At 53.0% G+C, this 25,688-nt stretch carries 22 protein-coding genes; 12 read left to right on the top strand and 10 right to left on the bottom strand.

The genetic code is table 11. The features are described 5' to 3' along the window. The first annotated feature begins 12 nt into the window (after nt 1-12). Nucleotides 13-3,054, top strand: a complete 3,042-nt coding sequence (locus F7P81_RS04100) for an aminotransferase class III-fold pyridoxal phosphate-dependent enzyme (protein WP_151158654.1) — start codon at nt 13-15, stop codon at nt 3,052-3,054. 39 nt (nt 3,055-3,093) lie between these two features. On the opposite strand, the gene F7P81_RS04095 is transcribed toward F7P81_RS04100, so the two are convergent. Together F7P81_RS04095 and F7P81_RS04090 are read right to left on the bottom strand one after the other, a co-directional pair. Beyond that, nucleotides 3,094-3,489 carry a c-type cytochrome gene (locus F7P81_RS04095; protein WP_075654138.1) on the bottom strand — a complete coding sequence of 132 codons (396 nt, stop codon included), beginning with the start codon at nt 3,487-3,489 and terminating at the stop codon, nt 3,094-3,096. A 124-nt stretch (nt 3,490-3,613) separates the two neighbouring features. After that, on the bottom strand, nt 3,614-4,009 hold the full coding sequence (locus F7P81_RS04090) for a VOC family protein (RefSeq protein ID WP_022710320.1): 396 nt from the start codon (nt 4,007-4,009) through the stop codon (nt 3,614-3,616). A gap of 244 nt (nt 4,010-4,253) precedes the next feature. On the opposite strand from F7P81_RS04090, the gene ydiJ reads away from it, so the two are divergent. The 4 genes from ydiJ (at nt 4,254) to F7P81_RS04065 (ending at nt 10,946) form a co-directional block, all read left to right on the top strand. Beyond that, nucleotides 4,254-7,301 (top strand): D-2-hydroxyglutarate dehydrogenase YdiJ, encoded by a 3,048-nt coding sequence (gene ydiJ / locus F7P81_RS04085; RefSeq protein WP_151158653.1) that lies wholly within the window; start codon nt 4,254-4,256, stop codon nt 7,299-7,301. 24 nt (nt 7,302-7,325) lie between these two features. Next, nucleotides 7,326-7,886, top strand: a complete 561-nt coding sequence (locus tag F7P81_RS04080; RefSeq protein ID WP_151158652.1) for a L,D-transpeptidase family protein — start codon at nt 7,326-7,328, stop codon at nt 7,884-7,886. Between the two features lie 418 nt (nt 7,887-8,304). Continuing rightward, nucleotides 8,305-9,393 carry a DUF475 domain-containing protein gene (locus F7P81_RS04070; protein ID WP_022710316.1) on the top strand — a complete coding sequence of 363 codons (1,089 nt, stop codon included), beginning with the start codon at nt 8,305-8,307 and terminating at the stop codon, nt 9,391-9,393. Between the two features lie 158 nt (nt 9,394-9,551). Then, the gene (locus F7P81_RS04065) at nt 9,552-10,946 is read left to right on the top strand and encodes an MATE family efflux transporter (protein ID WP_210246201.1); all 1,395 of its coding nucleotides are present in this window, start codon (nt 9,552-9,554) and stop codon (nt 10,944-10,946) included. 37 nt (nt 10,947-10,983) lie between these two features. Here F7P81_RS04065 and F7P81_RS04060 read toward each other — a convergent pair whose 3' ends face one another. From F7P81_RS04060 to F7P81_RS04040, 6 genes are all read right to left on the bottom strand, one after another. Further along, nucleotides 10,984-11,805: a M55 family metallopeptidase gene (locus F7P81_RS04060; RefSeq protein WP_151158651.1), complete on the bottom strand. Its 822-nt coding sequence runs from the start codon at nt 11,803-11,805 to the stop codon at nt 10,984-10,986. A 120-nt stretch (nt 11,806-11,925) separates the two neighbouring features. Further along, nucleotides 11,926-12,081: a hypothetical protein gene (locus F7P81_RS17015; protein ID WP_022710313.1), complete on the bottom strand. Its 156-nt coding sequence runs from the start codon at nt 12,079-12,081 to the stop codon at nt 11,926-11,928. A gap of 205 nt (nt 12,082-12,286) precedes the next feature. Further along, nucleotides 12,287-13,804 carry a tripartite tricarboxylate transporter permease gene (locus tag F7P81_RS04055; RefSeq protein WP_022710312.1) on the bottom strand — a complete coding sequence of 506 codons (1,518 nt, stop codon included), beginning with the start codon at nt 13,802-13,804 and terminating at the stop codon, nt 12,287-12,289. A 77-nt stretch (nt 13,805-13,881) separates the two neighbouring features. Further along, on the bottom strand, nt 13,882-14,367 hold the full coding sequence (locus tag F7P81_RS04050; RefSeq protein ID WP_022710311.1) for a tripartite tricarboxylate transporter TctB family protein: 486 nt from the start codon (nt 14,365-14,367) through the stop codon (nt 13,882-13,884). Continuing rightward, nucleotides 14,364-15,308 carry a Bug family tripartite tricarboxylate transporter substrate binding protein gene (locus F7P81_RS04045; RefSeq protein WP_075654144.1) on the bottom strand — a complete coding sequence of 315 codons (945 nt, stop codon included), beginning with the start codon at nt 15,306-15,308 and terminating at the stop codon, nt 14,364-14,366. Before F7P81_RS04045 ends, F7P81_RS04050 begins: the two co-directional genes overlap by 4 nt. 331 nt (nt 15,309-15,639) lie before the next feature. Beyond that, the gene (locus F7P81_RS04040; protein WP_225686118.1) at nt 15,640-16,671 is read right to left on the bottom strand and encodes an ABC transporter substrate-binding protein; all 1,032 of its coding nucleotides are present in this window, start codon (nt 16,669-16,671) and stop codon (nt 15,640-15,642) included. A 208-nt stretch (nt 16,672-16,879) separates the two neighbouring features. Between F7P81_RS04040 and F7P81_RS04035 the strand changes: the two genes are divergently transcribed. The 6 genes from F7P81_RS04035 to F7P81_RS04010 all read left to right on the top strand — a co-directional run bounded on the left by F7P81_RS04035 (nt 16,880) and on the right by F7P81_RS04010 (nt 23,160). Further along, nucleotides 16,880-17,605 carry a response regulator transcription factor gene (locus F7P81_RS04035; protein WP_151158650.1) on the top strand — a complete coding sequence of 242 codons (726 nt, stop codon included), beginning with the start codon at nt 16,880-16,882 and terminating at the stop codon, nt 17,603-17,605. After that, nucleotides 17,602-19,002 (top strand): sensor histidine kinase, encoded by a 1,401-nt coding sequence (locus tag F7P81_RS04030; RefSeq protein WP_151158649.1) that lies wholly within the window; start codon nt 17,602-17,604, stop codon nt 19,000-19,002. The genes F7P81_RS04035 and F7P81_RS04030 overlap by 4 nt, the downstream gene beginning before the upstream one ends. A 168-nt stretch (nt 19,003-19,170) precedes the next feature. Further along, nucleotides 19,171-20,907 carry an ABC transporter ATP-binding protein gene (locus F7P81_RS04025; RefSeq protein WP_151158648.1) on the top strand — a complete coding sequence of 579 codons (1,737 nt, stop codon included), beginning with the start codon at nt 19,171-19,173 and terminating at the stop codon, nt 20,905-20,907. 275 nt (nt 20,908-21,182) lie between these two features. After that, on the top strand, nt 21,183-22,097 hold the full coding sequence (locus tag F7P81_RS04020) for a DMT family transporter (RefSeq protein ID WP_151158647.1): 915 nt from the start codon (nt 21,183-21,185) through the stop codon (nt 22,095-22,097). After that, nucleotides 22,094-22,741 carry a TetR/AcrR family transcriptional regulator gene (locus tag F7P81_RS04015; RefSeq protein WP_151158646.1) on the top strand — a complete coding sequence of 216 codons (648 nt, stop codon included), beginning with the start codon at nt 22,094-22,096 and terminating at the stop codon, nt 22,739-22,741. Before F7P81_RS04020 ends, F7P81_RS04015 begins: the two co-directional genes overlap by 4 nt. Further along, nucleotides 22,738-23,160 carry a DoxX family protein gene (locus tag F7P81_RS04010; RefSeq protein WP_151158645.1) on the top strand — a complete coding sequence of 141 codons (423 nt, stop codon included), beginning with the start codon at nt 22,738-22,740 and terminating at the stop codon, nt 23,158-23,160. Before F7P81_RS04015 ends, F7P81_RS04010 begins: the two co-directional genes overlap by 4 nt. Nucleotides 23,161-23,163: 3 nt before the next feature. Here the strand turns inward: F7P81_RS04010 and F7P81_RS04005 are convergent, their stop codons facing one another. Together F7P81_RS04005 and F7P81_RS04000 are read right to left on the bottom strand one after the other, a co-directional pair. Then, nucleotides 23,164-23,523, bottom strand: coding sequence for a winged helix-turn-helix domain-containing protein (locus F7P81_RS04005; protein WP_151158644.1), 360 nt, complete (start codon nt 23,521-23,523; stop codon nt 23,164-23,166). A 36-nt stretch (nt 23,524-23,559) separates the two neighbouring features. Beyond that, nucleotides 23,560-24,114 carry a cupin domain-containing protein gene (locus F7P81_RS04000; RefSeq protein ID WP_022710301.1) on the bottom strand — a complete coding sequence of 185 codons (555 nt, stop codon included), beginning with the start codon at nt 24,112-24,114 and terminating at the stop codon, nt 23,560-23,562. 191 nt (nt 24,115-24,305) lie between these two features. Between F7P81_RS04000 and aptA the strand changes: the two genes are divergently transcribed. Beyond that, complete coding sequence (gene aptA, locus F7P81_RS03995) at nt 24,306-25,637, top strand: omega-aminotransferase AptA (RefSeq protein ID WP_151158643.1); 1,332 nt, start codon at nt 24,306-24,308, stop codon at nt 25,635-25,637. Nucleotides 25,638-25,688: the final 51 nt, after the last annotated feature.

Below are 25,688 nucleotides of genomic sequence, written 5' to 3'. Positions count from 1 at the left end.
AACGGAACAGTCATGCTTGATACCGCGCCGCAATATTCACTCACCGATGCCGCTTCTCTGCTCAAGACCCATTATGGTCTGAGTGGTGATCTGTCGCCGCTCAACAGCGAGCGCGACCAGAATTATAAGGTCGTGACAGCAGACGGTAAAATCTTCATTCTGAAGATTATAAATGCGTCCGAGCCGGTGGTGGAAAGCCGTTTTCAGACGGCATTGCTCAACCACATCCGTGACCATGCCGGTCACCTGCCGGTGCCGCATATCGTGCCGACGCTCAAAGGCGACAGTCTTGCGGACACGCTTTCCGCCAATGGCGATGTGCATAATATCCGCTTAGTCGGTTGGGTTGATGGTCTGCCACTGGCAGAATCCGCCCGCTCATTGCAGGCGCTGGAGGGCTTAGGTGAATTGCTCGGCCAGTTCGATGCGGCCTTACAGGGCTTCATGCATGCCGGTGCTTTGCGTGATCTCGACTGGGACATGACAAATGCAGGCCGCTCGAAAGACCGGTTGCATTTTGTGAAAAATGCCGATGACCGCGCCTTGCTGGAACGTTTCATTGCCCGTTTTGAAACACTTGTCGCACCAAAGCTCGGCACCTTACGCTCCGGCGTAATTCATAATGATGCTAATGACTGGAATGTGCTTGTCGGCAATGACAATCATGATGTGATTGCCGGTCTGATTGATTTCGGTGATGCACTTTATACGCCGGTGATTGCAGAAGTCGCGATTGCTGCTGCTTATGCCGGTCTGGATCATGATGCACCGATCAGTGCCGCTGCCGCTATCGCTAAAGGCTTCCACAAATATTACCCGCTGCGTGAAGAAGAGCTGAACCTGCTCTATGATTTAATCGCTATGCGTCTGGTTACCTCGGTCACGATTTCCGCCTCGCGTCACGCTGAGGCCGAAGACAATCCGTATCTGGCTATCAGTGAAAAACCGGCATGGGATTTCCTGCGCAAGCTCGACCGGATGGAACCGCTGTTTGCAACGGCAATTCTGCGCAAGGCCTGCGGCTTTGATGCGGTTTCCGGTGCATCTGCAACGGTCAGCTGGCTGAAAAACAACCGTTCAAAACTGCTGCCATTGCTGGATAAGCCGGTGGCTGCCTATCCGGCAGAACTGGTACCTTACGGTGATCCTACCCATCCGATGACGATCAAATCGGCAGAAGAACAGCCGGTCATTGCGCAGGCAATGTGGGAAGAACATTGCGCTGTTACCGGCACGGAAGTCGGTATCGGCCCGTGGGGTGAAGAGCGCACGGTCTATGCCGGTACGATGTTTGAATCCAAGCTGGTTAAGGGCAAGCGCCGCACCTATCATCTGGGGCTTGATCTGTTCATGGCTTCCGGCACACCGCTTTATACACCGCTTGATGCGATTGTCCGCAGCGTGGATATTGAGCCGGATCCGCTCGGCTATGGCTGCCTGATTACTCTGGAGCACCGTCCTGAAGGCTGCGCCCCATTCATCTCGCTCTGGGGGCATCTGGCGCATGAGGCAGGCAATCGTCTCAAAGCAGGTGATGTTCTGAAAGCGGGTGATCTTGTCGCTTACATGGGCGATGAAACCGAAAACGGCCATTGGGCACCGCATCTGCATTTGCAGATTTGTACCGATATCCGTCTGACAGCGATGGATATTATCGGCGTGGGCGAAGAAGCTTATCTCGATATCTGGGCAGAGCTGTTCCCTGATGCCCGCAATTTTGCCGGTATGGCCGAGGAATTCTATCAGCAGTCCGGCCGCAGCAAGGAAGAAATCGTGGCCATGCGCCGCGAGATGCTGCTGCCGAACCTGTCGATCTCCTATGAGGACCCGATCAAATTTGTGCGCGGCGACGGCGTCTGGCTGATTGACCATAAAGGCCGCGCCTATCTCGATTGCTTCAACAATGTCTGCCATATCGGTCATGCCCATCCGGCAGTGGTGGAAGCGATGGCCAAACAGGCCTCAACGCTCAACACCAATACCCGCTATCTGCATGATAATATTGTTGCCTATGCAGAGCGCCTGACCGCCACTTTGCCGGATAATCTCACAGTTGCCGGTTTCACCAATAGCGGTTCGGAAGCCAACAGTCTGGCACTGCGCATGATGGGTGTGCATACGGGACGTGAAAATGCGGTTGTACTCGATTGGTCTTATCATGGCACGACGCAGGAGCTGATTGATATCAGCCCGTATAAGTTCAACCGCAAGGGCGGCAAAGGTGCCAAGCCTCATGTTTATGTGGCAAAAGTGCCGGACAGCTATCGCGCACCAAAAGACTGGGCGCCTGAAGATCACGCCAAGCTCTATGCGGAAAGCGTGGCCGAGCAGATTGCGCTTATGCAGGCAAAAGGCGAAGGCCCGGGCTTCTTCATTGCGGAATCCATTCCGAGTGTGGCCGGTCAGGTCTTCATGCCTGATGGCTACCTTAAAGAAGTCTACAAGATGATCCGCGATGCCGGTGGTATCTGTATCGCTGATGAAGTGCAGGTCGGTTTCGGCCGTGTCGGCAGCCATTGGTGGGCATTTGAAACGCAGGATGTGACACCGGATATCGTGACCATGGGCAAGCCGATCGGTGACGGTCATCCGATGGCAGCGATGGTCACCACCCGTGAAATCGCAGACAGCTTCAATAATGGCATGGAATATTTCAACACATTCGGTGGTAATCCGGTGTCCTGTGCCGTTGGCCTTGCCGTTTTGGATGTGATCGAGAGCCAGAACCTGCGCGGTAATGCGCTGACAATCGGCAATTATCTGATGGATTCATTCCGTGAAATGCAGAACCGTTATGAAGTGATCGGCGATGTGCGCGGCCTTGGCTTGTTCCTTGGTATTGAACTGGTCAATGACCGTTATACCAAAGAACCGGCAACCAATATTGCGCGCGCCGTGTGCAATGTCGCCCGCCGTCGCGGGATTCTGATGGGGACAGAAGGTCCGTTTGATAATGTGCTGAAAATGCGTCCGCCAATGATCTTCAGCAAGGCCAATGCCGATCATCTGCTGAATGTTCTGGACGAGGCTTTCGCAGAAGTGACAAAAAAATAAGTTAAATAGAAGGCCGGTGAAATTCACCGGCCTTTTGTTTTATTGCGCTGATTTGGAGCGGATATAGGCAATCAGATTGCTGATATCTTCCGGCTTTTTCAGACCGACAAAGATCATTTTGTTGCCGGGAATAAATTGTTTCGGCGCGGTCAGATAAGAAGTCAACGTGGCTTCATCCCAGACCATGCCTTCTTCACCGGCTTTGATCATGGCCGGAGAATATTTAAACCCTTCAACCGTTGCGGTTTTACGGTCAAGAATATTCACCAGATGCGGGCCGACGCGGTTTTTCTCTTCTTCAATTGTGTGACAGGCCATGCATTTTGCAAAAACTTTTTTGCCTTTATCAGCGTCACCTTCCGCAAATGCCGGATAGGTTACAGCGAGGCCTGAGAGAAGAGAGAGACCAATAATCATTTTGGCAGACATGCGCATAATTACACCTTGATTAAATCATTGTATCTGCGCTGGATTTTAGCTGAATTTTGCCGCAGCAAGGCTGGTGTTAGCGTCGCTGCGACAAAGCTATACAGGTAGGCTCATGCCAAGCGTTTCATATTTATTTGAAACGGCCGCCGCGCTGCAAAACCTCGATCTTGTAACCGTCCGGATCGGTAATGAAGAAGAAACGGCCGACCAGCACACCATCCGGTTTGAATTCAATCAGCTTGCCCGGATTGAGACCGGCTTGTTCAAGACGGGCATGTTCCGCATCAAGGTCAGAGACGGATACCGCCAGATGGCCGTAGCCGTCACCCAGATTGTAAGGTTCAGTGCGGTCTTTGTTGATCGTCAGTTCAAGTTCAAACTCGCTTTCCGCATTGCTCAGGTAAACAAGCGTGAAAGCCTGAAAATCAAGACGGTCTGCAATCTCCAAGCCAAAGGCGGTTTTGTAGAATGCAAGGGAGCGGGCTTCATCAAGCACGCGGATCATGGAATGGATGTTTTTTGCCATAGGAGCACCGGTTATGAGAGTTTGGAACAGGCTTTCTTGCAGATTCTGCCCTGTTTGTCCCGTTTAACGGCCAGCTCAATGCCGCAGAATAAAGCTATATAAGATAATTCGCATGACTTCATGCCAATGCGTGACAAAGTAGACGGCTGCGCATGATTGGAAAGAGCGGCTGAAAACGCTATGACATTTGCGAAAGACGGGTTGCTTGCGGCGCGATGCAACCGGCAAATGCGGAGAGAATTGCGTGATACCATTCCTACAGGCAGACGTTCTGGCAAAACCGGAGCCGTTGGATTTCTATGATGCGTTGCGGCTGAGCAGCTTTGGCGGTGATATTGAATTCAGCGCGGCCACGACCACCGTTTATGCAACCGACAATTCTGTGTATCAGGTGCGCCCAATAGGCGTGATCTATCCGCGCGGGTTTGAAGATTTGCAGCAAATTGCGCGACTTCTCCAAAGGCAAGAATTCCGGCATCTAAAAATGGCTATGCGCGGCGGCGGCACCGGCACCAATGGCCAATCGCTGACCGACGGGGTTGTGGTCGATACCTCACGTTATATGAACCGTATTCTCTCGATCGATCCGGAAAAACGCATTGCCCGTGTGCAGAGTGGAGTGGTCAAAGATCAGCTCAACAAAGCGCTGAAACCCTATGGTCTGTTCTTCGCGCCGGAGCTTTCTACATCTAACCGCGCCACCATCGGCGGTATGATCAATACCGATGCCTGCGGGCAGGGCTCGTGCCTTTATGGCAAAACCTCCAATCATGTTTTGGGCTTACGTGCCGTTTTGATGGATGGCAGTGAGCTGAACACCAGACCGGTTTCAAAAGCCGAGTTACAAGACTTACAGAAACCGGATAATCGCAGCGGTGCAATCTATCGGCTGATTGATGAGATCGAGCGCGACAATCGCGATCTGATCGATCAGACCTTCCCAAAGCTCAACCGCTTTCTGACCGGTTATGATCTGGCGCATTTACGCGAGGATGACGGCGGGCTTAATCTCAATTCTCTGCTGTGTGGCGCGGAAGGAACATTGGCACTGATCGCCGAGGCTGATCTCAATCTGCTGCCGATCCCGCGTTTCGCAGCGCTGATCAATATCCGTTATGACGATTTCAACACCGCACTGCGCGATGCCCGTTTCCTCACCGGATTGCAGGTAGCATCGGTTGAGACAGTGGACGCTAAAGTACTGTCGCTGGCGCGCGGCGATATTATCTGGAACCGGATTGCGGATTATTTTCCGTCAGAGGATGGCAAGCGCACTGACGGTATCAACATTGCCGAAGTGCTGGCCGACAGCGCCGAGGAACTGGCAGAGAAAATCCGTTTTGTCAGCCAGTCTCTGGCGGATTCTCCGCAAAGCGGCCGTCACGGTTTTACCACCACAGAAAAGCCGGATGATATTGAAGCCATTTGGACAATGCGCAAACGCGCCGTTGGTCTGCTCGGCAATGTTGAAGGCGCACGCCGTCCGGTGGCATTTGTGGAAGATACGGCGGTGCCGCCGGAAAATCTGGCCGATTATATCCTTGAATTTCGTGCGCTTCTCGATGGTGAAGGGCTGGATTACGGCATGTTCGGCCATGTCGATGCCGGTGTGCTGCATGTGCGTCCCGCGCTTGATCTGTCCGATCCTACACAAGAAGTTATGATCCGCCGTATCTCCGATGCGGTGGTGGCGCTGACGCTCAAATATGGCGGTGTGTTGTGGGGTGAGCACGGCAAAGGCGTGCGCTCAGAATATGTGCCGGAGTTTTTCGGCCCGCTTTATCCGCAATTGCAACGTATCAAAGCGGCTTTCGATCCATATAATCAGCTCAATGCCGGTAAGATTGCCACGCCCGATGATCAGCCGCTGACCAAGATTGACGAGCTGGCCTTCCGCGGCCAGAAAGATCGTATCATCCCTGCGGATGTGCGCAATGCTTATGACAATGCGCCTTATTGCAACGGTAACGGCGCTTGTTTTGATTTCAATACAGATTCCGCGATGTGCCCGTCTTTCAAAGGCAGCGGCGACCGGCGCTATTCTCCGAAAGGTCGTGCTTCGCTGATCCGTGAGTGGCTGCGCCTGCTGAGCGAAAAGGGCATTGATCCGCGCCGCTCGGCACAGGCGCTGCGGAATAAACCGCTGTGGAGCGGTTTGCTTGGCCGCATCGGCAATAGTCTTGGCTCGAAAAACCGTGATGACTTTTCCCATCAGGTGCGCGATGCGATGGATACCTGCCTTGCCTGTAAGGCCTGTGCAGGGCAATGTCCGGTCAAGGTCAATGTTCCGGCCTTCCGCTCCAAATTCCTTGAGCTTTATTACAGCCGCTATCTGCGTCCGCTGAAAGATCCGCTGATTGCCTCAATCGAACATATGATGCCGCTGGTTGCCAAAACCGGCAGGCTTTATAATGGTGTGATGGGTAGTGGTCTTGGCCGCTGGGGCATGAAACAGGTCGGCCTCACAGCCTTGCCGTCATTGAGTGATGTGAGCCTGACTAAAGAACTGCGTGCCCGCAATATTCAGATGGCGGATGCAAATGTGCTGAACAATCTGAGCGCAGAGCAGAAAGCCAAAGCGGTTATTCTGGTGCAGGACAGTTTCACGAGCTTCTTCGATACAAAATTGCTGCTGGATGTGCTGGATTTGCTGAAGGCGCTTGGCTTCACACCTTATCTGGCTGAGCTGAAGCCAAATGGTAAAGCGCAGCATGTGCATGGCTATCTGAAGTCTTTCACCCGCACGGCACGCAATACCAGTCTGTATCTCAACAGCCTTGCCAAAAGCGGTGTGCCGCTGGTCGGGCTTGATCCGTCGATGACGCTGACCTATCGCAGTGAATATCGCTCGGCGCTGCCGAATGAAACCGTGCCGGATGTGAAGCTGCCGCAGGAATGGCTGGCGCAGCATCTGGGGCAGATTGCATCCGATACTAAGCCGTCGCTCGAGCGTGCCGCACAGAACTATATGCTGCTGCCGCATTGTACTGAGAAGACCAATGCCACGCCGACAATTGCGGCATGGGCAGCGATCTTCAAACATTTCGGCATCAATATGGTGATTGGCGAAAGCGGTTGTTGCGGTATGGCCGGTACTTTCGGCCATGAATTGCGCAATCGCGCACTGTCAGAAAACATCTATGATTTGAGCTGGCGACAGAAAATGCAGACCCATGGGCGCGAACAAATTGTTATGGCCACAGGTTTTTCCTGTCGTTCACAGGTTGAGATCATGGAAAAGACGCAAATTCAGCATCCTTTGCAGGTTCTGAAGCAGTTAATCGCTTCCTGATCTTAAAGCTTGCAAACGGGTGTTATGAGCTCAAAACGTAGAAAATATCTGATTGCACTATTGCTGGTGGCCATAGCTTTACCGGCATCAGCCTATGGCTATACGAAAGTGCTGGGGCGTGTCGGCTCCGGCACTGCACCGGCCATGGCTGCCGTTGAGCAGCAGGCGGATAAAATCATCGTGCGCAAAGGTGATCGTGAACTGCAATTGCTGCGCGGTGATGAAATCTTACGCATCTATCGCATTGCATTGGGAGGCGCACCGGTAGGGCATAAATTACAGGAAGGCGATCAGAAAACGCCGGTCGGCGATTATGTGATCGACTGGCGCAATCCGCGTTCCATGGCACATCTCAGTCTGCATATTTCCTATCCCAATGAGCAGGATGCAGCCAAAGCCAAAGAGGCGAATGTATCTCCGGGCGGCAATATTATGATCCATGGTCTGCCGAATGGCTGGAGTGCTCTCGGAGCGATCCATCATCTCTGGGACTGGACAGATGGCTGTGTGGCGGTGACAAACAGCGAAATGCAGGAGATCTGGTCGCTGGTGCCGAATGGTACGCCGATCTCCCTTTATGAATAACGAGTGCTGAAATCCACTTTTGAAAAAGCAATCATGTTCAAAATATGCCTTTTTTCGGCTGAAAATCGGATTCCCCCCTTGAAGCAATCGTAACAATGATTAATTAGAATGCATCTGTAGTATGAAGGCTGCGGGAAATTCGGCTGGTGAGAGGCACCGGCATCCGCCTTGCAACTGTTTTATACAGCTGGGTCAATCATTACGGAGCTAACACGGTACCGGGCCCCTCTGGCGAGAGTTTACGGCGCTCTCGTGATGTCGGTACTGCCGCAAATATAGCCGGCGGACATGTGATCATGAAAAATTCTTTCATGTTTTCTGCGGAAGGTCATCAGACCGATTCCGCTTTTAACTTTTGTTCTTATATTGATAATGCGTATCGTACAGACCGGTCTCCGGCCACTAAGGAGATCGTGAAATGAGCACGCCTGCATCTCAGAAAACTGTTCTCAGCTATTTTACCTGGGCATTTATTGTCACCGTCGTCGGTCTGGCGCTGGGTGCATGGCTCGGCTGGCAGTCCACCGGCACAATCGGTGGTATGGCCTCGATCTTTTTTATCTGTACGGTTCTGGCCGTGCTGGAAATCTCGCTGTCCTTTGATAATGCGGTGGTGAATGCCAATAAGCTGAAAGACATGACGCCGGAATGGCAGCATCGCTTTCTGACCTGGGGTATCATCATTGCCGTTTTCGGTATGCGTATTGTTTTCCCGCTGCTGGTTGTGGTGATTGCTGCCGGTATCGGTCCGATTGAAGCGATCGTTCTGGCTGCTGCGAAACCTGAAGAATATGCGCGTATCATGACTGATGCGCATCTGCCGATTGCCGCTTTCGGCGGTACCTTCCTGTTGATGGTGGGACTGACCTATTTCTTCAATTCTGACAAGGATGTGCATTGGTTCGGCCCGCTTGAGCGTCCGATGGCGCGTCTGGCTGAAATCAAAGGGGTTGAAGTTGCAATCGTTCTGATCCTGCTTCTGACCTTCTCGTCAATTCTTGGTGAAGTTGAAGGTACAACTTTCCTCTATTCCGGCATTTATGGTCTCCTGACCTTCCTTGCTGTGGAAGTGGTTGGCGGTATTCTTGATGCTTCGCAGAAAACGCTGAACGCTGCGGCACAGGGCGGTTTTGGTGCCTTCCTTTACCTCGAAGTGCTGGATGCCAGTTTCTCCTTCGACGGTGTGATCGGTGCTTTCGCACTGTCGCAGAACCTGTTCGTGATTGCGATCGGTCTGGGTATCGGTGCGATGTATGTGCGTTCCATGACCATTATGCTGGTCGAAAAAGGCACATTGAGCGAATACCGCTATCTGGAACATGGTGCATTCTATGCGATCCTGATCCTGTCGGTGGTGATGTATTTCCAGACACTCGTGCATATTCCGGAAGTGATTACCGGTCTTGGCGGTGCGGTGCTGATCGGTATCGCGTTCTGGGCATCGGTTCGTCATAACCGCCGCGAAGAACATGCAGAAGCAAAAGCTGAAGCTGTAGCAGCCGAATAAGCTGCTTCATTACCTTCACGCAATTATGAGCCGCCGGATCACTCCGGCGGCTTTATTATTTTGCATGATTGCAAAGCTGCGATTATTGCTCATTGATGAGAAGCAGCATGCACGGACAGCAAGAGCGGAAGACGGCAATGGAAACAGGCGGACAGAATATGAGTGATAAACAAGCTGTTTCTGTGAGCATTGATGCTGTTAAGCCGCCGGTACAGCATGGTCTGTGGCGCTCCTATATGCTGATTTTTCTGCCTATGCTGCTGTCCAATATTTTGCAGGCGGCTTCCGGTACGCTGAACGGTATTTTTGTCGGTCGCATGATGGGTGTTGATGCGCTGGCGGCAATGTCCGCCTTTGCTCCGGTGTTCTTTTTGTTTCTCGGGCTGATTATCGGTCTTGGTGCCGGTGCCACCGTGCTGATCGGTCAGGCATGGGGCGCGCGGGATATGGTCAAGCTACATGGCATTGCGGGCAGTGCGGTGGCAATGGTGATGACTGTGTCTGTTACCGTTGCAATAATGGGCGGATTATTTGCCACGCAGCTGATGTCATTTCTTGGCACGCCACAGGCCGTTCTGAACGAATCTGCTCATTATGCCCGTATCATGATGATGGGCATGCCTGTGATTTTCCTGCTCTGGCTGATGAGCAATATGAGCCGTGGCGTGGGTGATGCGGTCAGTCCGCTCTGGGCGCTTGTGGTTGCAACATCTGTAGCCATGGTGCTGACACCGCTCTTCATTGAAGGCTGGCTGGGTTTTCCGCAGCTTGGGGTGATGAGTGCAGCCGTTTCCACGGTGATTGCTTCCGCTGTGGCACTGGTCTGGCTGATCTGGCACTGGAACCGGCGCAATCATCCTATGGCATTTACACGCAGTTTTCTGGCTCTGATCCGCTTTAACAGCACCTATTGTAAAACCATTTTGCGCGTTGGCCTGCCGACAGCCTTGCAGATGCTGACCATTGCTTTTGCCGAGATCGTGCTGCTGGGACTGGTCAATGGTCATGGCACACAGGCGACAGCCGCCTATGGTGCGATTGTGCAGACATTGGGCTGGGTGCAGTTTCCGGCCATCTCTATCGGTATTACCGCCTCAATTCTGGCCGCACAGGCGGTCGGGGCAGGGCGTAATGAGCAAGTGCATAAGATTGTGATTGCCGGACTGCAGCTGAACTGGCTGGTTACCGGCTCCTGTGTGGCGCTGGCCTATTTGCTGTCCGGCTATATTACCAGTGCATTTCTGACCGAGCAGGCTGTGGCTGATCTGGCCGCGCATTTGCTGCATATTGTGCTTTGGACGATTGTATTATTTGGCATGAGCAGTGTGTTTATGAGCTCAATGCGGGCAAGCGGGGCGATTTATGCACCGACAGTTCTGACCATGAGCGCTATTTTGCTGGTGGAAATTCCGGCAGCTTATTTGTTCAATCAATGGATCGGCATTGACGGAATTTGGTGGGCTTATTCGCTGACCTTCGCCACGATGCTGTGCCTGCAATCGGGCTATTATTATTTCATCTTCAGTAAGCGGCAGATCGTGAAGTTGATTTAGAAAAATAGAAAAGCCGGCAATGCCGGCTTTTTTGTTGTTATTTCACATTGGCGGCAAGACCGGAAAGAACACCCATCCAGCCGACAGCTTCCGCAACATTTGCACAATCAAAGTTGATGGTGGTGGCGTCCGTGCGCTTGGCACAAGGGATGATCGCCATCTGATCGGCCAGCAGCGGGGAGTTCATGATGAACTCTGCATGGATACGGCCGGTAAACGGTTTCCAGACTTTCAGTTCGTTTTTACGCTCAACGGCTTTTTTCGCCAGATCACGGATCATGGCGCGGGCATTCTGTACGGAGATCTGACGCGCTGCACGGTTGCCCAGGGCTGTTTTGACGGTGGCAAATTCAGCCTCAGGGAAGAACGGGCGGTTTTCCTGTTTGGTCTGATCATCACCGCTGATCAGTGCCACCGGCACACCGAGTTCACCGGCATAGGCACCGTAAAAACCGGGTTCGCCGACAATCTGACCATTGAGTTTAATGGTGCGGAAGGCAAAGCCGTTGGTGGTATGAGCAAGTACGCCATATTGCGCGGCACTGGCATGATGGCCGGTGAAGAACAACAGGTCAAAACTTTCATCCAGACCGGCAGCCATATTGAACTTTTTAGGACGGCCAAGGATCAACTCTGCTGCCGGATGTAGCATTTCCGGAATAATATTGACCATCGGACCGTGGGAGTCATTGACCAGAATATAATCTGCTCCGCCTGCCAATGCGCCTTCAATGGCGGCGTTGACTTCCTCTGTCATCAGGCGGCGCGCACGTTCATATTCCGGATTGCCTGGCTGACCTTGCTGGGATGTTACAACACCGGCCACACCTTCAATATCCGCACAAATATAGACTCTCATATTTCCCCTCCGGTAATCATGATTGATTCCGTAATTCCGAGGCTACCTTGACAAAAAAGCCCCGCAGCTTCAACCGAAGCGCGGGGCCTGAAGGACTTAAAATCTTATAGATAGAGCAGATTAGCTGAAGTCGGCCGGATTAATGCCGAGAGTGCGCAGGTCTTTTTCATGCGGACGACGACGGCCTTCAACAGCAGCAGCAGCGGAAGCTGCGGCACCGAAAACAGCCAGTGCGCGGCTGATGAAATTACGGGAATGCTTTGTACGTTCTGTCATCTTGCTTCTCCGTGTTTGGGGCTTTGTCTTTTTGCAAAGCCGTAATCTGATACTCCAAAGATGGGATCATCAAGCCGTTTTCACAACTGACAGAATGACAGAGCTGCCATGCATGAATCGCATGGCCGGTTAAATAATGATGATAAGCAAAGAAAAAGCCCGCCGGCATAACCGGCGGGCTCATCATTTTCGGGGGTATAAGGGTTTAGTCCTCATTCGCCGCAAGCTGCGACAGAACCTGACCGCGGCCACGGGCACGCATAATCAGCGGTACGATCAGTGCCAGTGCTGCAATTGTCAGCAGCACAGCTGCAATAGGGGAGGTGAACAGGACAGTCACATCACCCTGACTGATCGACAAAGCGCGGCGCAATTGCTGTTCAGCCAGCGGGCCGAGGATCAAACCAACGACGGCCGGTGCAATCGGATAACCGAAGACACGCATACCATAACCCATCAGGCCGAAAGCCAGCAGCATACCAAGTTCAAAGACCGACGGATTGGCACCGATTGTACCAAGCGTGGCGAACATCAGAATACCGGCATAGAGCCATGGTTTAGGGATGGTCAGCAATTTGACCCACAGACCGATCAGCGGCAGGTTCAACACCAGCAGCATGAAATTGGCGATGAGCAAGCTGGCAATCAGACCCCAGACCAGCTGTGGATTGGTTGCAAACAGCAGCGGGCCCGGTTGCAGACCATATTGCTGGAAACCGGCCAGCATGATTGCAGCGGTTGCTGTTGTCGGCAGACCGAGAGTCAGCAATGGCACGAGCGTACCGGCAGCAGACGCATTATTGGCAGCTTCAGGACCTGCAACGCCTTCAATCGCACCATTGCCGAATTCTTCCGGATGTTTGGTGAGTTTGCGCTCGGTTGCATAGGAGAGGAATGTACCGATTTCCGCACCGCCCGCAGGCATGGCACCAATCGGAAAGCCGATAAATGTACCGCGCAGCCATGGTTTCCATGACCGTGCCCAGTCTGAGGCAGACATCCACAGCGAGCCTTTAACGGCTTCCACTTTATCCGGTGCACGCGCACCCTGAGCGGCGATAAAGAGCGTTTCACCAATCGCGAACATAGCAACGGCCAGTGTGGTGACTTCAATACCGTCCAGCAAATCCGGCACACCGAAAGACAGGCGCGCCTGACCGGTCAGCTGGTCAATACCGATAGTGGCAAGCGCAAGGCCGATAAACAAGGATGTCAGCCCGCGCAATGCGCTGTCACCGAAAGCTGATGACACGGTGACAAAAGCCAGCACCATCAGTGCAAAATATTCGCGGGGGCCGAAAACCAGTGCAAGCTTAACAATATAAGGCGCGATGAAAGCGAGGCCGATGGTTGCAATCAGGCCGGCAACAAAAGAGCCGATAGCAGCGGTTGCCAATGCAGGGCCGCCGCGCCCTTTACGCGCCATTTTGTTACCTTCCAGAGCGGTAACAATCGAGGCGCTTTCACCCGGTGTATTCAGCAGAATAGACGTAGTGGAACCGCCATACATGCCGCCGTAATAAATACCGGCAAACATAATCAGGGAACCCGCAGCATCGAGCTGATAGGTAACAGGCAGCAACAGGGCGACAGTCAGTGCGGGGCCGATGCCCGGAAGCACGCCGACAGCGGTGCCGAGTGTCACGCCGATCAGCGCATAGAGCAGGTTCATCGGCTGCATCGCAACCACAATCCCCTGCATGAGAAATTCAAATGTAGACATTAATCATTGTTCCCGTGTTGAGCCGCTTTACGCAGAGGGTAAGGCGCTGCGGCAACGAGGAGACAGCCGGTGGCTTTTTAAAAGAACAACCGCTCTAGCGGCCCCGCAGGCAGTGACAATTGCAGCAATTTGGCAAAAACCAGCCAGATCACATAACAGGCGGCAATTCCGACAGGGATCGAGAACCATAATTTGCGCTTGCCGAAACCATAGGCTGTCAGGGCGAACATGATGCCCGTGGCAATGGAGAAGCCTGCTGTGTTGAGCAGCAGCATCTGCGCGGTCAGACCGCCGACAATCCACAATACCGGTTTGACTTCCTGCGGCTCACGCTCGGGAAAATCATGGCGGAAAGCAGCAATAATTGTCCAGATCGCCAATCCTGCAAGGCCGAAGGCAATGGCTTTAGGCACAGTCGCAGGGCCGACCTGTGAATAACCGGCAGCCTCGGAAAGACGTGCCATATCCCAGAACATCACGCCGGAAATGACAAGCAGGATGGCCGCGATACAAAGCGCCGCCCGATCGGGGCGACGCGCTGTTACAGGTTTCAGTTCACTCATTGAACAAGACCGATGTCTTTCAGAACACCTTCAGTTGCCTGAATATCCTTATCGAGCTGTGCGTCAAAAGCGTCGCCTGCCAGATAGGTGTCAGCCCAACCTTTGGTCTTCAGAGTTTCCTGCCAGGATTTGGATTTTGCCAGCTTTTCAATATCCGCATTGATAGCGGCTTTCTGCTCGGCGGAAATGCCAGGGGCTGCAGCCAGCATGCGCCAGTTTTCTACAACAACATCAAGGCCGGATTCTTTCAGGGTCGGTGCATCAATGCCTTCAATACGCTCGGCGCTGGAGACAGCCAGCAGACGCAATGTGCCGGATTTGACCTGTGATTCAAATTCGCCGTAACCGGAAATACCGGCAGAAACCTGACTGCCGAGAATTGCGGCCAGTGCTTCACCACCACCGGAATAGGCAATATAGTTGATTTTCTTAGGATCAACGCCTGCAGCCTTGGCAATCAGACCTACAGCGATATGGTCAGTACCACCTGCGGAGCCACCGCCCCATGATACTGCGCCCGGATCTTTTTTCAGCGCTTCAATCAGGTCGCCCATTGTCTGGAAAGGAGAAGAAGCAGGTACAACAATTGCTTCATATTCGCCGGTCAGACGTGCGATTGGCGTAACATCTTTCAGGGTTACCGGTGATTTGTTGGTCAGAATAGCGCCGACCATAACATAACCGCCGACGATCAGAGCATCGCCTTTACCTTTTTGCTGGCTGGCGAATTGTGCAAGGCCGATCGTGCCGCCGGCGCCCGGTACGTTTTGTACCTGTACTTTACCGGAGATACCTTCCTGCTGCAGAACAGTCTGCAGGGAACGGGCTGTCTGATCCCAGCCGCCGCCCGGATTGGCCGGTGCAATGATGGTGTAATCTGCTGCATAGGCAGGCAGCGCCAATGCGCCTGCAAAGAGGGAAGCGAGTAGAAGTTTTTTCAAGTCTGATCCTCCTGATGCTGCGTTTCAACGCAGGCTGTGGTTTTTAGAAAACGCACGGGAAGGATCAGGCATGTGGTGCCCCCGACCATATACAGTGTTCCTCCCCGGTACTGTTTAACCGCCTCCACGGACAACAGTCTCGCTAATCGATCATATGAAGCTGACGCGAACCTGACGCACCCTGCGCTTTGCGTATAAATTTTATGGCCGTGTGCTTTGCACACAAATGTTAAAAGGGTGCTTTACGCACAATTATTGAGACTTGTGCTGTTTTCAGGAACGGCTCTTGTTCATATGTCTTTTGAAGATTGTGAGCCTGTTCCTGTGAAAATCAATAATATTTTTTCTGCTGGCGCAGTACATCATTCCATTTGGCAATCAGGCGGCTGCGTTTAACCTGATCGAGATAGACCATCAGGCCGGGGCTGACAGGCACCGGTTTCAGCTTGTTGCCGTAGATTTCCTGCATGGTCAGAGCGGTATTGTCTCCGGCCACTTCAGGGCTGACAGCCGGTATTTGCAACTGGCGGGCGAGGATGGTTTGGCCTTCTTTCGACATGAAGAACTCAAGATAGCGCCGCCCCAGTTCCGGCGATGCAGCGGCTTCCGGTACCAGCCCGATACGGGACATCACCACAGTATAATCTTTAGGCAGAATAATCCCCACATCGGGATTGCGCGATGCCCAGTCTGCGGCATAGGAGCCGAGAATATTATAACCGAGCACAAAGCGCCCGTCGGCAACGCGTTCTACAATCGCCTGACTGGTGGAATAGAGTTTGACCCCCGCTGATCCCATGGCCTGAATGACTGTCCAGATATCGTCAAACTGCTCCTGATCACGTGCCATGAACAGAAAGCCGACGCCGGAGCGTTCAATATCATAAGTCCCGATACGGCCGAAAACGCTTTCACCCTGTTCTTTGAGATAGGCAACCAGCTCCGCGCGGGTGGACGGCGGTTTGCGGTCTTTAAATTCCGGCTTGTGATAGACAAAAACTGCTGGCTCAAATGTCAGCGCATAGGCGGTGTTGCGCCAGTTCGCCCAGCTTGGCCAGCGCTCGCTCATCGGCAAAATGCTGGCTTGCGCATAGCCGTCATTGGTAAGTTTGACCTGCAAATCCATGGCTGAGGAAAAAGCGAAATCGGCAGTTTTCAAGCCGTCATCAGTTTCCCGCACAATGCGCTCATAAATTTCCGTGGTCAGCATATCCTCATAGCGCACGGTGATGTCAGGGTTGTTTTTCTGAAACCCTTCAATCATCGGCCGTGCAAGCGGCTCGTCGAGAGAAGAATAGACAACCAGCACCGGCGCATTCTTGTCGCCGCTGAGTGCCGGAAACATCATGGGCGTTGCTGCCACAGCGCTATTCCACACCGGCAATAAACTTAAAACCGCACTCAGCCAGAAACGGCGCACGTCCAGTCCTCCCAAACTCGCTGGCCCAAACATTACTGACAATGCAGGATTATTTCTTTGTATCCGCTGACATTGCCCTTGTAATCATTATATGCTGTGTCGGGGAGAAACAATACGGGCTGCAACAGGGCAGCAGGGAGATGTTGTCAGCGTGCGGATTTTGCTGGTTGAAGATAATAAGGCGCTGTCGGAAGGGCTGGGCGCTTTGTTGCGCGGTAGCGGCTATGCGGTTGATATTGTTGAAGACGGTGCGTCTGCCCATGCCGCCGCTGCGGCTGAGAATTTTGATCTGGTGATTCTTGATCTCAACCTGCCTGAGATGGACGGGCTGGATGTGCTGCGTGCCATGCGTGCGCGGCATAATCAGGCAGCTGTGCTCATTCTGACCGCGCGCGGTACACCGGAAGAGCGCGTGCGCGGACTGGATCTCGGCGCGGATGATTATATGATTAAGCCGTTCGATATCAGCGAGTTTGAGGCGCGGGTGCGTGTGCTGTTGCGGCGTCAGGCAGGATTGCGTCATGCGCTGGTGCATTTCGGTGCGGTCACACTGGATCTGAATACACGCACTTTCAGCTCTGCCGGACAATCGATTGATATTCCGGCGCGGGAGCTTGGCTTGCTGGAACTGCTTTTTGTGCGCGGCGGTAAGGTCGTTGCCAAAGAAGCGATTGTGCAGTCTCTCAGCGGCTTTGACCATGATCTGAGTTCTAATGCCATTGAGCAATATGTCAGCCGTTTGCGCAAAAGGCTTGCGCCTTACGGGTTGACGGTCAGGACAGCGCGGGGGCTTGGATATTATCTGGATCGTCTGTCCGGCACCCAGCCGGTTATTGCTGCGGATGAAACTGTGGATTTGCCCGCGGATACACAATGAGGAAAAACAGCTATTCCCTGCGCAGACGTTTGCTTGGCTGGTTGCTGGTTTCAACTATGCTGATCGGGTTGATTGCGCTGGCGGATACGTATCAGGAAGCTGTCAGCACGGCCAATAAGGTGGCGGATCGTGTGCTGAGTGGTTCGGCGCTGGCGATTGCCGAGCGTGTTGTGGTGTCCGAGCATGGTGATCTGGAAGTGGATATTCCCTATGTCGCCTTGGAAATGCTCACTTCTGCCGCGCAGGATCGGGTGTTTTATCGGGTGGACGGCCCGCCCGGCCAGTTTATTACCGGTTATGAAACACTGCCGCTGCTGAAAAATCCGGAAAATAAGGATGTTGAATTTGGCGACGGAACCTATCGCGGTGAGCCGATCCGGCTGGCTTTGCTGCGCCGTTCCGCTTCGACCGGTGTGAATTCCGTGCCCTTTACAGTGACTGTTGCCGAGACAACTATGGCGCGTCGGCAGCTCACGCATACGCTTTTGCTGCGTTCTGCACTGCGGTTGCTGTTTATGATTGTCGGCACCGCATTGGTGGTCTGGATTGCCGTGACCTATGCATTGCGTCCGCTTTACCGCCTCAGTGATGCGATTGCCGAGCGTAATCCGCAGGATTTGCACCCGATCAGCGAGCATGTGCCCAATGAAGTGCAGGGGCTGGTGGAAACGGTCAATTCTTTCATGGTGCGGTTGCAATCGGCGCTGGATGCACTGCGCCATTTCACCGGCAATGCCAGCCATCAGTTGCGCACACCTTTGGCAGTGGTGCGGACACAGCTTGCTCTTGCCCAGCGTAGTCAGGATCGCCAATCCATGTTGGAAGCGGTCACGCAGGCCGATCAGGCCGTGGCGCATGCCGAGCGAATTCTGGCGCAGTTGCTGTTGCTGGCTAAAATTGATGCATCCGGTGACCAGACTGTGCAAGTGCTCGGATCTGTTGATCTTGCTGAAATGGCGCGGCAGATCACCGGTGATTACGTGCGTGAGGCAGCGCGGGGAGATATTGATCTGGGCTATGAAGGGGAGGCCAGTCTGACCGTGCAGGGCGACCGGCTGCTGCTGGAAGAGGCTTTGAAAAACCTGATCAGCAATGCGCTGCTTTATGCCGGTACAGAGGCCGTCGTGACTGTGCGTGTGCGCAGGCAGGGTGCATTAGTTTTCCTTGAGGTTGAGGATAATGGCAAGGGCGTGCCTGAAGAGCAGCTTTCCCTGATCCGCAACCGCTTTGACCGCGGCTCTATTGCAAAAAACACAGGGCATTCACCGCAAGGCAGTGGTCTTGGTCTGTCGATTGTCGAGGAAATTGCGGCTTTGCATGGGGGGCATCTGATCCTGCAAAAAGCAACGCAGAGCAAAGGTCTTCTCGCGGCCATCCGGTTTTCTGCTACTTCGTAAAATATTCTGGCCGGTTATCGTTATTGCCGGTTTTTGATAGATCATTCCGGCCGATTTACTGGCAATCAGGCACTTATCTTGTTGCAAACTGAAGGTTTTTGGCTACAACCGCCAGTAACTTGAATGATAATGTCAGATTTTGCAGGCGGGACGACGGGAGAGATTGTAATGCCGGATATCGTAAAACGGTTTTTTGCCTATTATCGTCCGCATAAGCTTCTGTTCGCTGTCGATTTTTGCAGTGCGGTATTGTCCGGTTTACTGGAGCTGGCTTTTCCGGTGGCTGTTACATTATTCATCGACCGGTTGCTGCCGACCAATGAATGGGGGCTGATTGCTCTCGCGGCCGCCGGTTTGCTCTGCGTTTATGTTTTCAATGCCGGTTTGCAAGTGGTGGTGACCTATTGGGGGCATATGCTCGGGATCAATATTGAAACCGAGATGCGCCGCAAAGCCTTTGATCATTTGCAGAAACTCTCCTTCGGCTATTTCGATAATCAGAAGACCGGCCATCTTGTGGCGCGTATGACTAAAGATCTCGAAGAGATCGGCGAGGTCGCCCATCACGGTCCCGAAGATCTGTTCATCGCGATCATGACGCTGATCGGCGCTTTCATCCTGATGTTCTGGGAACATTCGACACTGGCTGTTATTACAGCGCTGATTGTGCCGGTCACTGCATGGGTGACATTGCGCTATGGCGGCCGTATGACCACGACGTGGCGCGCACTTTATGGCCGTGTGGCGGCATTCAATGCGCGTATTGAGGAAAATGTCGGCGGTATTCGTGTGGTGCAGGCTTTCACTAATGAAGACCATGAACGCGCGTTGTTTGCCGAGGATAATCAGAATTATCGCAGCACCAAGCTTGAAGCTTATAAAGTCATGGCGGCCTCCACATCGCTGAGCTATTTGTCGATGCGTTTCATTCAGGTGGTGGTGATGTTGTGTGGGGCATATTTTGTCATTCGCGGCGACCTGAGTGCCGGTGGTTTTGTCGGTTTCCTGCTGCTGGTCGGGGTATTTTTCCGGCCGATTGATAAGATCAATTCGGTGATTGAAAGCTATCCGAAAGGTATTGCCGGTTTCCAACGCTATCTGGAGTTCCTGAATACGCGTCCGGATATTGCTGACCGCGCCAATGCCCGCGATGCAGGCAAATTAGAGGGCAATATCCGTTACGATCAGGTTTCCTTCGGTTATCAGGATAATCGTCCGATCGTGCATAATCTGAACCTCGATATTCAGGCTGGCGAGACCATTGCATTTGTCGGGCCCTCCGGTGCGGGAAAAACTACGATCTGTTCTTTGTTGCCGCGTTTTTATGAAGTGACCGGCGGTGCTATCAGCATTGACGGAATTGATATCCGCGATATGACGCTGAAATCTCTGCGCAGCAATATCGGCATTGTCAGTCAGGATGTGTTCCTGTTTGCAGGCACGATCCGTGAGAATATCGCCTATGGCCGCCTTGATGCGAGTGATACCGAGATTATGGATGCTGTGCAACGCGCGCGTCTGGGCGATGTCGTGGCCGGTCTGCCAGCGGGGCTGGATACGATTATCGGTGAGCGCGGTGTCAAGCTTTCCGGCGGGCAGAAACAGCGTCTGGCGATTGCCCGTATCTTCCTGAAAAACCCGCCGATCCTTATTCTGGATGAGGCAACTTCCGCTCTTGATACAGAGACAGAGCGTGCCATTCAGCAATCCCTGTCGGAATTGTCGGTCGGGCGCACTACTTTGGTGATCGCACATCGTCTGGCAACGATCACCAATGCTGATCGCATTGTTGTTGTGCAGGACGGCAGTGTGGCGGAAGAGGGCAGTCATCAGCAATTGCTGGAAGCAAAATCAGGTCTCTACCGCCAATTGCTTGAAGCGCAGAACCGTGCGGCCGAGGTTTAGGATCTCCGCTTTCTGCACCCTGCAGATAATGCTTGTGTAATTGTGCCCTAGAGCGGTTTAAGTCCTGACTGGATCACAGTGCACGCTCTAGATTCTTTAATTTGCCGCATTATCACGGGCGTCAAGTTGATCCAACTTGACTGTGAAATGCTCTAGTCGGGCATGCAGGCCAGCTCTGTCTGTTAATTGTGAACGCAGTGTCCATCAATTCGACTAATTGATACGATACCGTATGGTATGATATTGATACTGCAAATTGAAGGACAGGACAGATTATGAATCCTAAACTTGCAGCCGCACTGGCCACCATTCTATGGGGCTTCACCTATATTGTTTCATCCAACATGCTGCCGCATAATCCGGTTTTTATCGGTGCAATCCGCGCTTTAGGTGGCGGTATTCCTCTGTTGCTGTTTGCCCGCACAATGCTGCCGCGTGAATGGTGGTGGAAAATTCTTGTGCTCGGCACGCTCAATGCCGGTTTGTTTTTCGGCCTGATTTTTGTTGCTGCTTTGCGCCTTCCGGGCGGTGTGGCGGCAACCATTCAGGCTTTGGGGCCGCTCTTCACTATTCTGCTCGCATGGCCGCTGATGCAGGTTATTCCGACCGGTCATAAGATTTTCAGCGTCTTGCTGGGTGCCGTTGGTGTCAGCCTTGTTGTGCTGCGCGGTGGTGTGCAAATGGATATGATCGGTGTGCTGGCAGGCTTAGGCGCGGCCTTATCCGTGGCACTGGGTGGTATCTATGTCCATAAATGGGGTCGCCCGTGTTCTTTGCTTGCATTCACTGGCTGGCAGCTGGTTGTCGGTGGCGTTGAACTGGCAATCCTTGCTGTGATCTTTCAGGACATTCCGTCTTCTGTTACGCTCGTGAACATTGCCGGTTTTGTCATTCTTGCACTCTTCCTGACGGCGCTGGCTTTCGCTTTGTGGTTTCGCGGTATTGAGGGTGCAGGACCATCCGCAGTTGCTCCGTTCTTCCTGCTCGCTCCGGTGACAGCTTTTATTATGGATGCTGTTTTTAATGATATGGTGCCAAGCTGGCTGCAACTTGGCGGTATTGTTCTGGTGCTGGGAAGCTTGCTCTATGGTCAGCTGGTTGATCGCAGATCATTCAGACCGGCACGGCACCATCATAAGATTACCGATGCTGAGAAACAGGCAGCAAAACAACCGGAGGCGGCTGAATGAGCACAGAAAAACCAGTCCGGATTACCCGCCGCGGTATAGAGCGGCGGGAGCAGATCAGAACCATCGCCGGTGCCTTGTTTCTGGAACATGGCTATGAGGGCGTGTCGGTTGATGAAATCATGCGTCAGGCCGGTGGTTCAAAGACCAATCTCTATAATCATTTCGGGGATAAAGAAGGCCTGTTCATGGCTGTTATCTCGCAAATGAGTGAGACTTTCACTTACGGGATCAAAGATCTGGATGTCTCCATGTTGCCGTTGAAAGACGGACTGGAACGGTTGGGTCGTCAATTGCTGACTGTTCTGATGGAAGAACATCACGTGGCGTTTCAGCGGCTGGTTATCGCGGAATCGGGACGGTTTCCGGCAATTGCACGGACATGGTTTGAAAAAGGCCCGCAAATGGCGCGGCATTATTTCGCCAAGGCCATTGCCCCGCATGTAGAGAACGGCAGTCTGCGACAGGGTGATCCTCGTATTATGGCTACCCATTTCCACGATATGATTGTTGAAAATCTGCTTAGTCTGGCTTTGCTGGGGCAATATGTGAGTGTGGAAATGCAGCGCCAGACTATAGACGATGCTTTGCAGACACTACTGCATGGCTGGACTGTGCGTAACGACCGGACAGGAGGAACATTATGAGTCCGAACTGGATTTATCAGCTATTATCCATGCCCGTTATTCAGCTGTTGGCGCGTATTTTGCTGACCATGACATTCTGGCTGAGCGGCATTGCCAAACTCTTTGATTTTCCGGCTGCGGTGGCTGAAATGGCAGCAAATAATCTGCCGGTGCCAGCCTTGTTTGCGGCACTGACCATTGCCGTGCAACTGATCGGTTCCGCTCTGATCATACGGGGTGGCTCACTGGTCTGGCTGGGTGCCGGTGCGCTGGGTGTGTTCACCGCCATGACAATTCCGGTCTCTCACGCTTTCTGGCGGGCAGAAGGGGCAGAAGCCATTGCTAAAATGCATGTGGCTGTTGAACATATGTCGGTTATCGGCGGGCTGATTATTGTGGCAGTTCTTCATGCAATTGTGCCGCGCCTGCGCAGTAAATAATTTTTACGAGGAACGGTTTTTATTCAGCCATTCAATATCATCGCCCAAAGCTTGCGCGAGAGTGGCTTCCATATGACGAAAACGGCGGATCAGTTCTTCTCCGAAGGGAGTGAGGACTGCGCCGCCGCCTTGTTTGCCGCCACGCTGAGAGGTGACGGAAGGTTCGCTGAACATGGAGTTCAGGGCATCAACCAGCTGCCATGCACGGCGATAGGACATATCCATGGCGCGACCTGCCGCTGAAATCGAGCCGGTGTCGCGAATATGCTCAAGCAACTGGATCTTGCCGCGCCCCAGCCGCGCATTTTCAGGAAAATCAATCCGCAATACCGGCTTCAGCAAAGCGATATCCTGTGGTGCCATGATTGGTTCTCCGTTCTGTTTTCAAAAATTAATTGCTTAAAAAGTCGGCGGTGTACAGGCGCTGATAACGTCGCAGGCCACCGGCCCGACACAACGAAACCGGTGCGGGCGCCGGCTTTCAAAATAATAACCGTCACCCGGTCCCAATATACGCCTCTCACTGTCGACAGTCACTTCCAGACGACCGGCAATAACAATGCCGCCTTCCTCACCTTCATGCACCAGTGGTACTTTGCCGGTATCGGCACCCGGCTCATACCGTTCTTTGAGAATTTGCAGCGCCCGCCCGAACAGATTGTCGCCCAGCTGCCGGTAGGAGATTTTGCCTTTGCCGATCTCGACAAATTCCTCGGACTGATAAAACGCCTTTTGCGGCATATCTGGTTGCAGGGCGAAAAACTCCGACATGCCGATCGGCAGACCGTCGAGAATGCGTTTCAACGCGCCGACTGAAGGATTGGTCTGATTGGCCTCAATCAGCGAAATCGTGGCATTGGTTACACCGCTGCGCTTTGCCAGCTCGCGTTGTGAAAGCCCCGATTTTTCACGGATGAAGCGCAAACGGCCGCCAATATCGATCTCACCGGTCATGGGTATCTGTTTCCGCTGTTGAGGTTGTTAAATATTTTAAACATTTTATATTTTTTACCAAACAGATCAAGGTGATAATTAGTACAAGAAATAGACTTGTTTCGCTCTCCGAAGCATGGCCAACTCTTAGCCACATATAAGGGAGAGGACGGTTTTCCATTTGGAAAATTGCGCCGGCGAGGAGCGAAACAATGACTGATTTAACCAATAGTCCCAAGCTTGACAGTTTCTGGATGCCGTTTACGGCAAACCGCCAGTTCAAATCTGCGCCGCGTATGCTGGCTACAGCTGAAGGCATGTATTACACGGATGTGGACGGCAATTCCGTGCTGGACGGTACTGCGGGTCTGTGGTGCGTCAATGCCGGTCATGGTCGCAAGCAGATTGCCAGCGCCGTCGAAAAACAGCTTTCGACGATGGATTTCGCACCGACATTCCAGATGGGGCACAATATTGCTTTCGATTTTGCCACCCGCCTTGGTGAAATTGCACCGCGCGGCGACGGCAAAATTCTCGACCGCGTGTTCTTCACCGGTTCCGGTTCAGAATCCGTTGATACCGCTCTGAAAATCGCGATTGCCTATCAGCGCGCTATTGGTCAGGGCACACGCACCCGCGTGATCGGGCGTGAGCGCGGCTATCATGGTGTAGGCTTCGGCGGTATTTCCGTCGGTGGTCTGGTCAATAACCGCCGCGTGTTTCCGCTGCTGCCGGGGGCTGACCATCTGCGCCATACCCATGATCTTGAGAAAAATGCTTTCAGCAAAGGCCAGCCGGAACATGGTGCCGAACTGGCGGATGATCTGGAGCGCATGGTCGCGCTGCATGGTGCGGAAACCATTGCCGCAGTGATTGTTGAACCTCTGGCCGGTTCAACCGGTGTGCTGGTGCCGCCAAAAGGCTATCTGGAACGCCTTGCTGCTATTGCCAAAAAACATGGCATTCTGCTGATTTTTGATGAAGTGATCACCGGCTTCGGCCGTCTTGGCTCGCCGTTTGCATCAGATTATTTTGGTGTTACACCGGATCTGATCACCACTGCAAAAGGTCTGACCAATGGTGCTATTCCGATGGGAGCCGTTTTTGCCAGCCGTCATATTTATGATGGTCTGATGCACGGGCCTGAAGGTGCGATTGAACTGTTCCACGGCTATACTTATTCCGGTCATCCGGCAGCTTGTGCAGCAGGGATTGCAACGCTGGATATTTATGCGGAAGAAGGGCTGTTGACCCGCGCTGCCGAACTGGCGGATGACTGGCAGGAAGCAATCCACTCGCTGAAATCCGCGAAGAATGTCATCGACATCCGTACGCTCGGACTGGTGGCCGGTATTGAACTGTCTTCACGTGACGGTGCAGTCGGTGCACGCGCTTATGATGTGTTCACCGATTGCTTCAGGAAAGGTCTGCTGATCCGCGTGACCGGTGATGTGATTGCCCTTTCACCACCGCTGATCGTCAGCAAAGAAGAGATCGGCAAGATCGTCTCGATCCTTGGTGATGCGATCAACCGCGCATCGTAATCTATAAGACATGAAAAAGCCCCGCACAGAAAGTTCTGCGCGGGGCTTTTC

The organism is Pseudochrobactrum saccharolyticum (genome assembly GCF_008801715.1).
Lineage (GTDB): Bacteria > Pseudomonadota > Alphaproteobacteria > Rhizobiales > Rhizobiaceae > Pseudochrobactrum > Pseudochrobactrum saccharolyticum.
The sequence above is the reverse complement of the archived record's forward strand: the minus strand, read 5'-3'. Positions and strand labels throughout refer to the sequence as shown.

Excerpts from the sequence above, each read along its gene's own strand:
- F7P81_RS04100 (WP_151158654.1), top strand. The coding sequence starts at position 13 with ATGCTTGATACCGCGCCGCAATATTCACTCACCGATGCCGCTTCTCTG.
- F7P81_RS04095 (WP_075654138.1), bottom strand. The coding sequence starts at position 3,489 with ATGCGCATGTCTGCCAAAATGATTATTGGTCTCTCTCTTCTCTCAGGC.
- F7P81_RS04090 (WP_022710320.1), bottom strand. The coding sequence starts at position 4,009 with ATGGCAAAAAACATCCATTCCATGATCCGCGTGCTTGATGAAGCCCGC.
- F7P81_RS04080 (WP_151158652.1), top strand. The coding sequence starts at position 7,326 with ATGAGCTCAAAACGTAGAAAATATCTGATTGCACTATTGCTGGTGGCC.
- F7P81_RS04070 (WP_022710316.1), top strand. The coding sequence starts at position 8,305 with ATGAGCACGCCTGCATCTCAGAAAACTGTTCTCAGCTATTTTACCTGG.
- F7P81_RS04065 (WP_210246201.1), top strand. The coding sequence starts at position 9,552 with ATGAGTGATAAACAAGCTGTTTCTGTGAGCATTGATGCTGTTAAGCCG.
- F7P81_RS04060 (WP_151158651.1), bottom strand. The coding sequence starts at position 11,805 with ATGAGAGTCTATATTTGTGCGGATATTGAAGGTGTGGCCGGTGTTGTA.
- F7P81_RS17015 (WP_022710313.1), bottom strand. The coding sequence starts at position 12,081 with ATGACAGAACGTACAAAGCATTCCCGTAATTTCATCAGCCGCGCACTG.
- F7P81_RS04055 (WP_022710312.1), bottom strand. The coding sequence starts at position 13,804 with ATGTCTACATTTGAATTTCTCATGCAGGGGATTGTGGTTGCGATGCAG.
- F7P81_RS04050 (WP_022710311.1), bottom strand. The coding sequence starts at position 14,367 with ATGAGTGAACTGAAACCTGTAACAGCGCGTCGCCCCGATCGGGCGGCG.
- F7P81_RS04030 (WP_151158649.1), top strand. The coding sequence starts at position 17,602 with ATGAGGAAAAACAGCTATTCCCTGCGCAGACGTTTGCTTGGCTGGTTG.
- F7P81_RS04025 (WP_151158648.1), top strand. The coding sequence starts at position 19,171 with ATGCCGGATATCGTAAAACGGTTTTTTGCCTATTATCGTCCGCATAAG.
- F7P81_RS04020 (WP_151158647.1), top strand. The coding sequence starts at position 21,183 with ATGAATCCTAAACTTGCAGCCGCACTGGCCACCATTCTATGGGGCTTC.
- F7P81_RS04015 (WP_151158646.1), top strand. The coding sequence starts at position 22,094 with ATGAGCACAGAAAAACCAGTCCGGATTACCCGCCGCGGTATAGAGCGG.
- F7P81_RS04010 (WP_151158645.1), top strand. The coding sequence starts at position 22,738 with ATGAGTCCGAACTGGATTTATCAGCTATTATCCATGCCCGTTATTCAG.
- F7P81_RS04005 (WP_151158644.1), bottom strand. The coding sequence starts at position 23,523 with ATGGCACCACAGGATATCGCTTTGCTGAAGCCGGTATTGCGGATTGAT.
- F7P81_RS04000 (WP_022710301.1), bottom strand. The coding sequence starts at position 24,114 with ATGACCGGTGAGATCGATATTGGCGGCCGTTTGCGCTTCATCCGTGAA.
- aptA (WP_151158643.1), top strand. The coding sequence starts at position 24,306 with ATGACTGATTTAACCAATAGTCCCAAGCTTGACAGTTTCTGGATGCCG.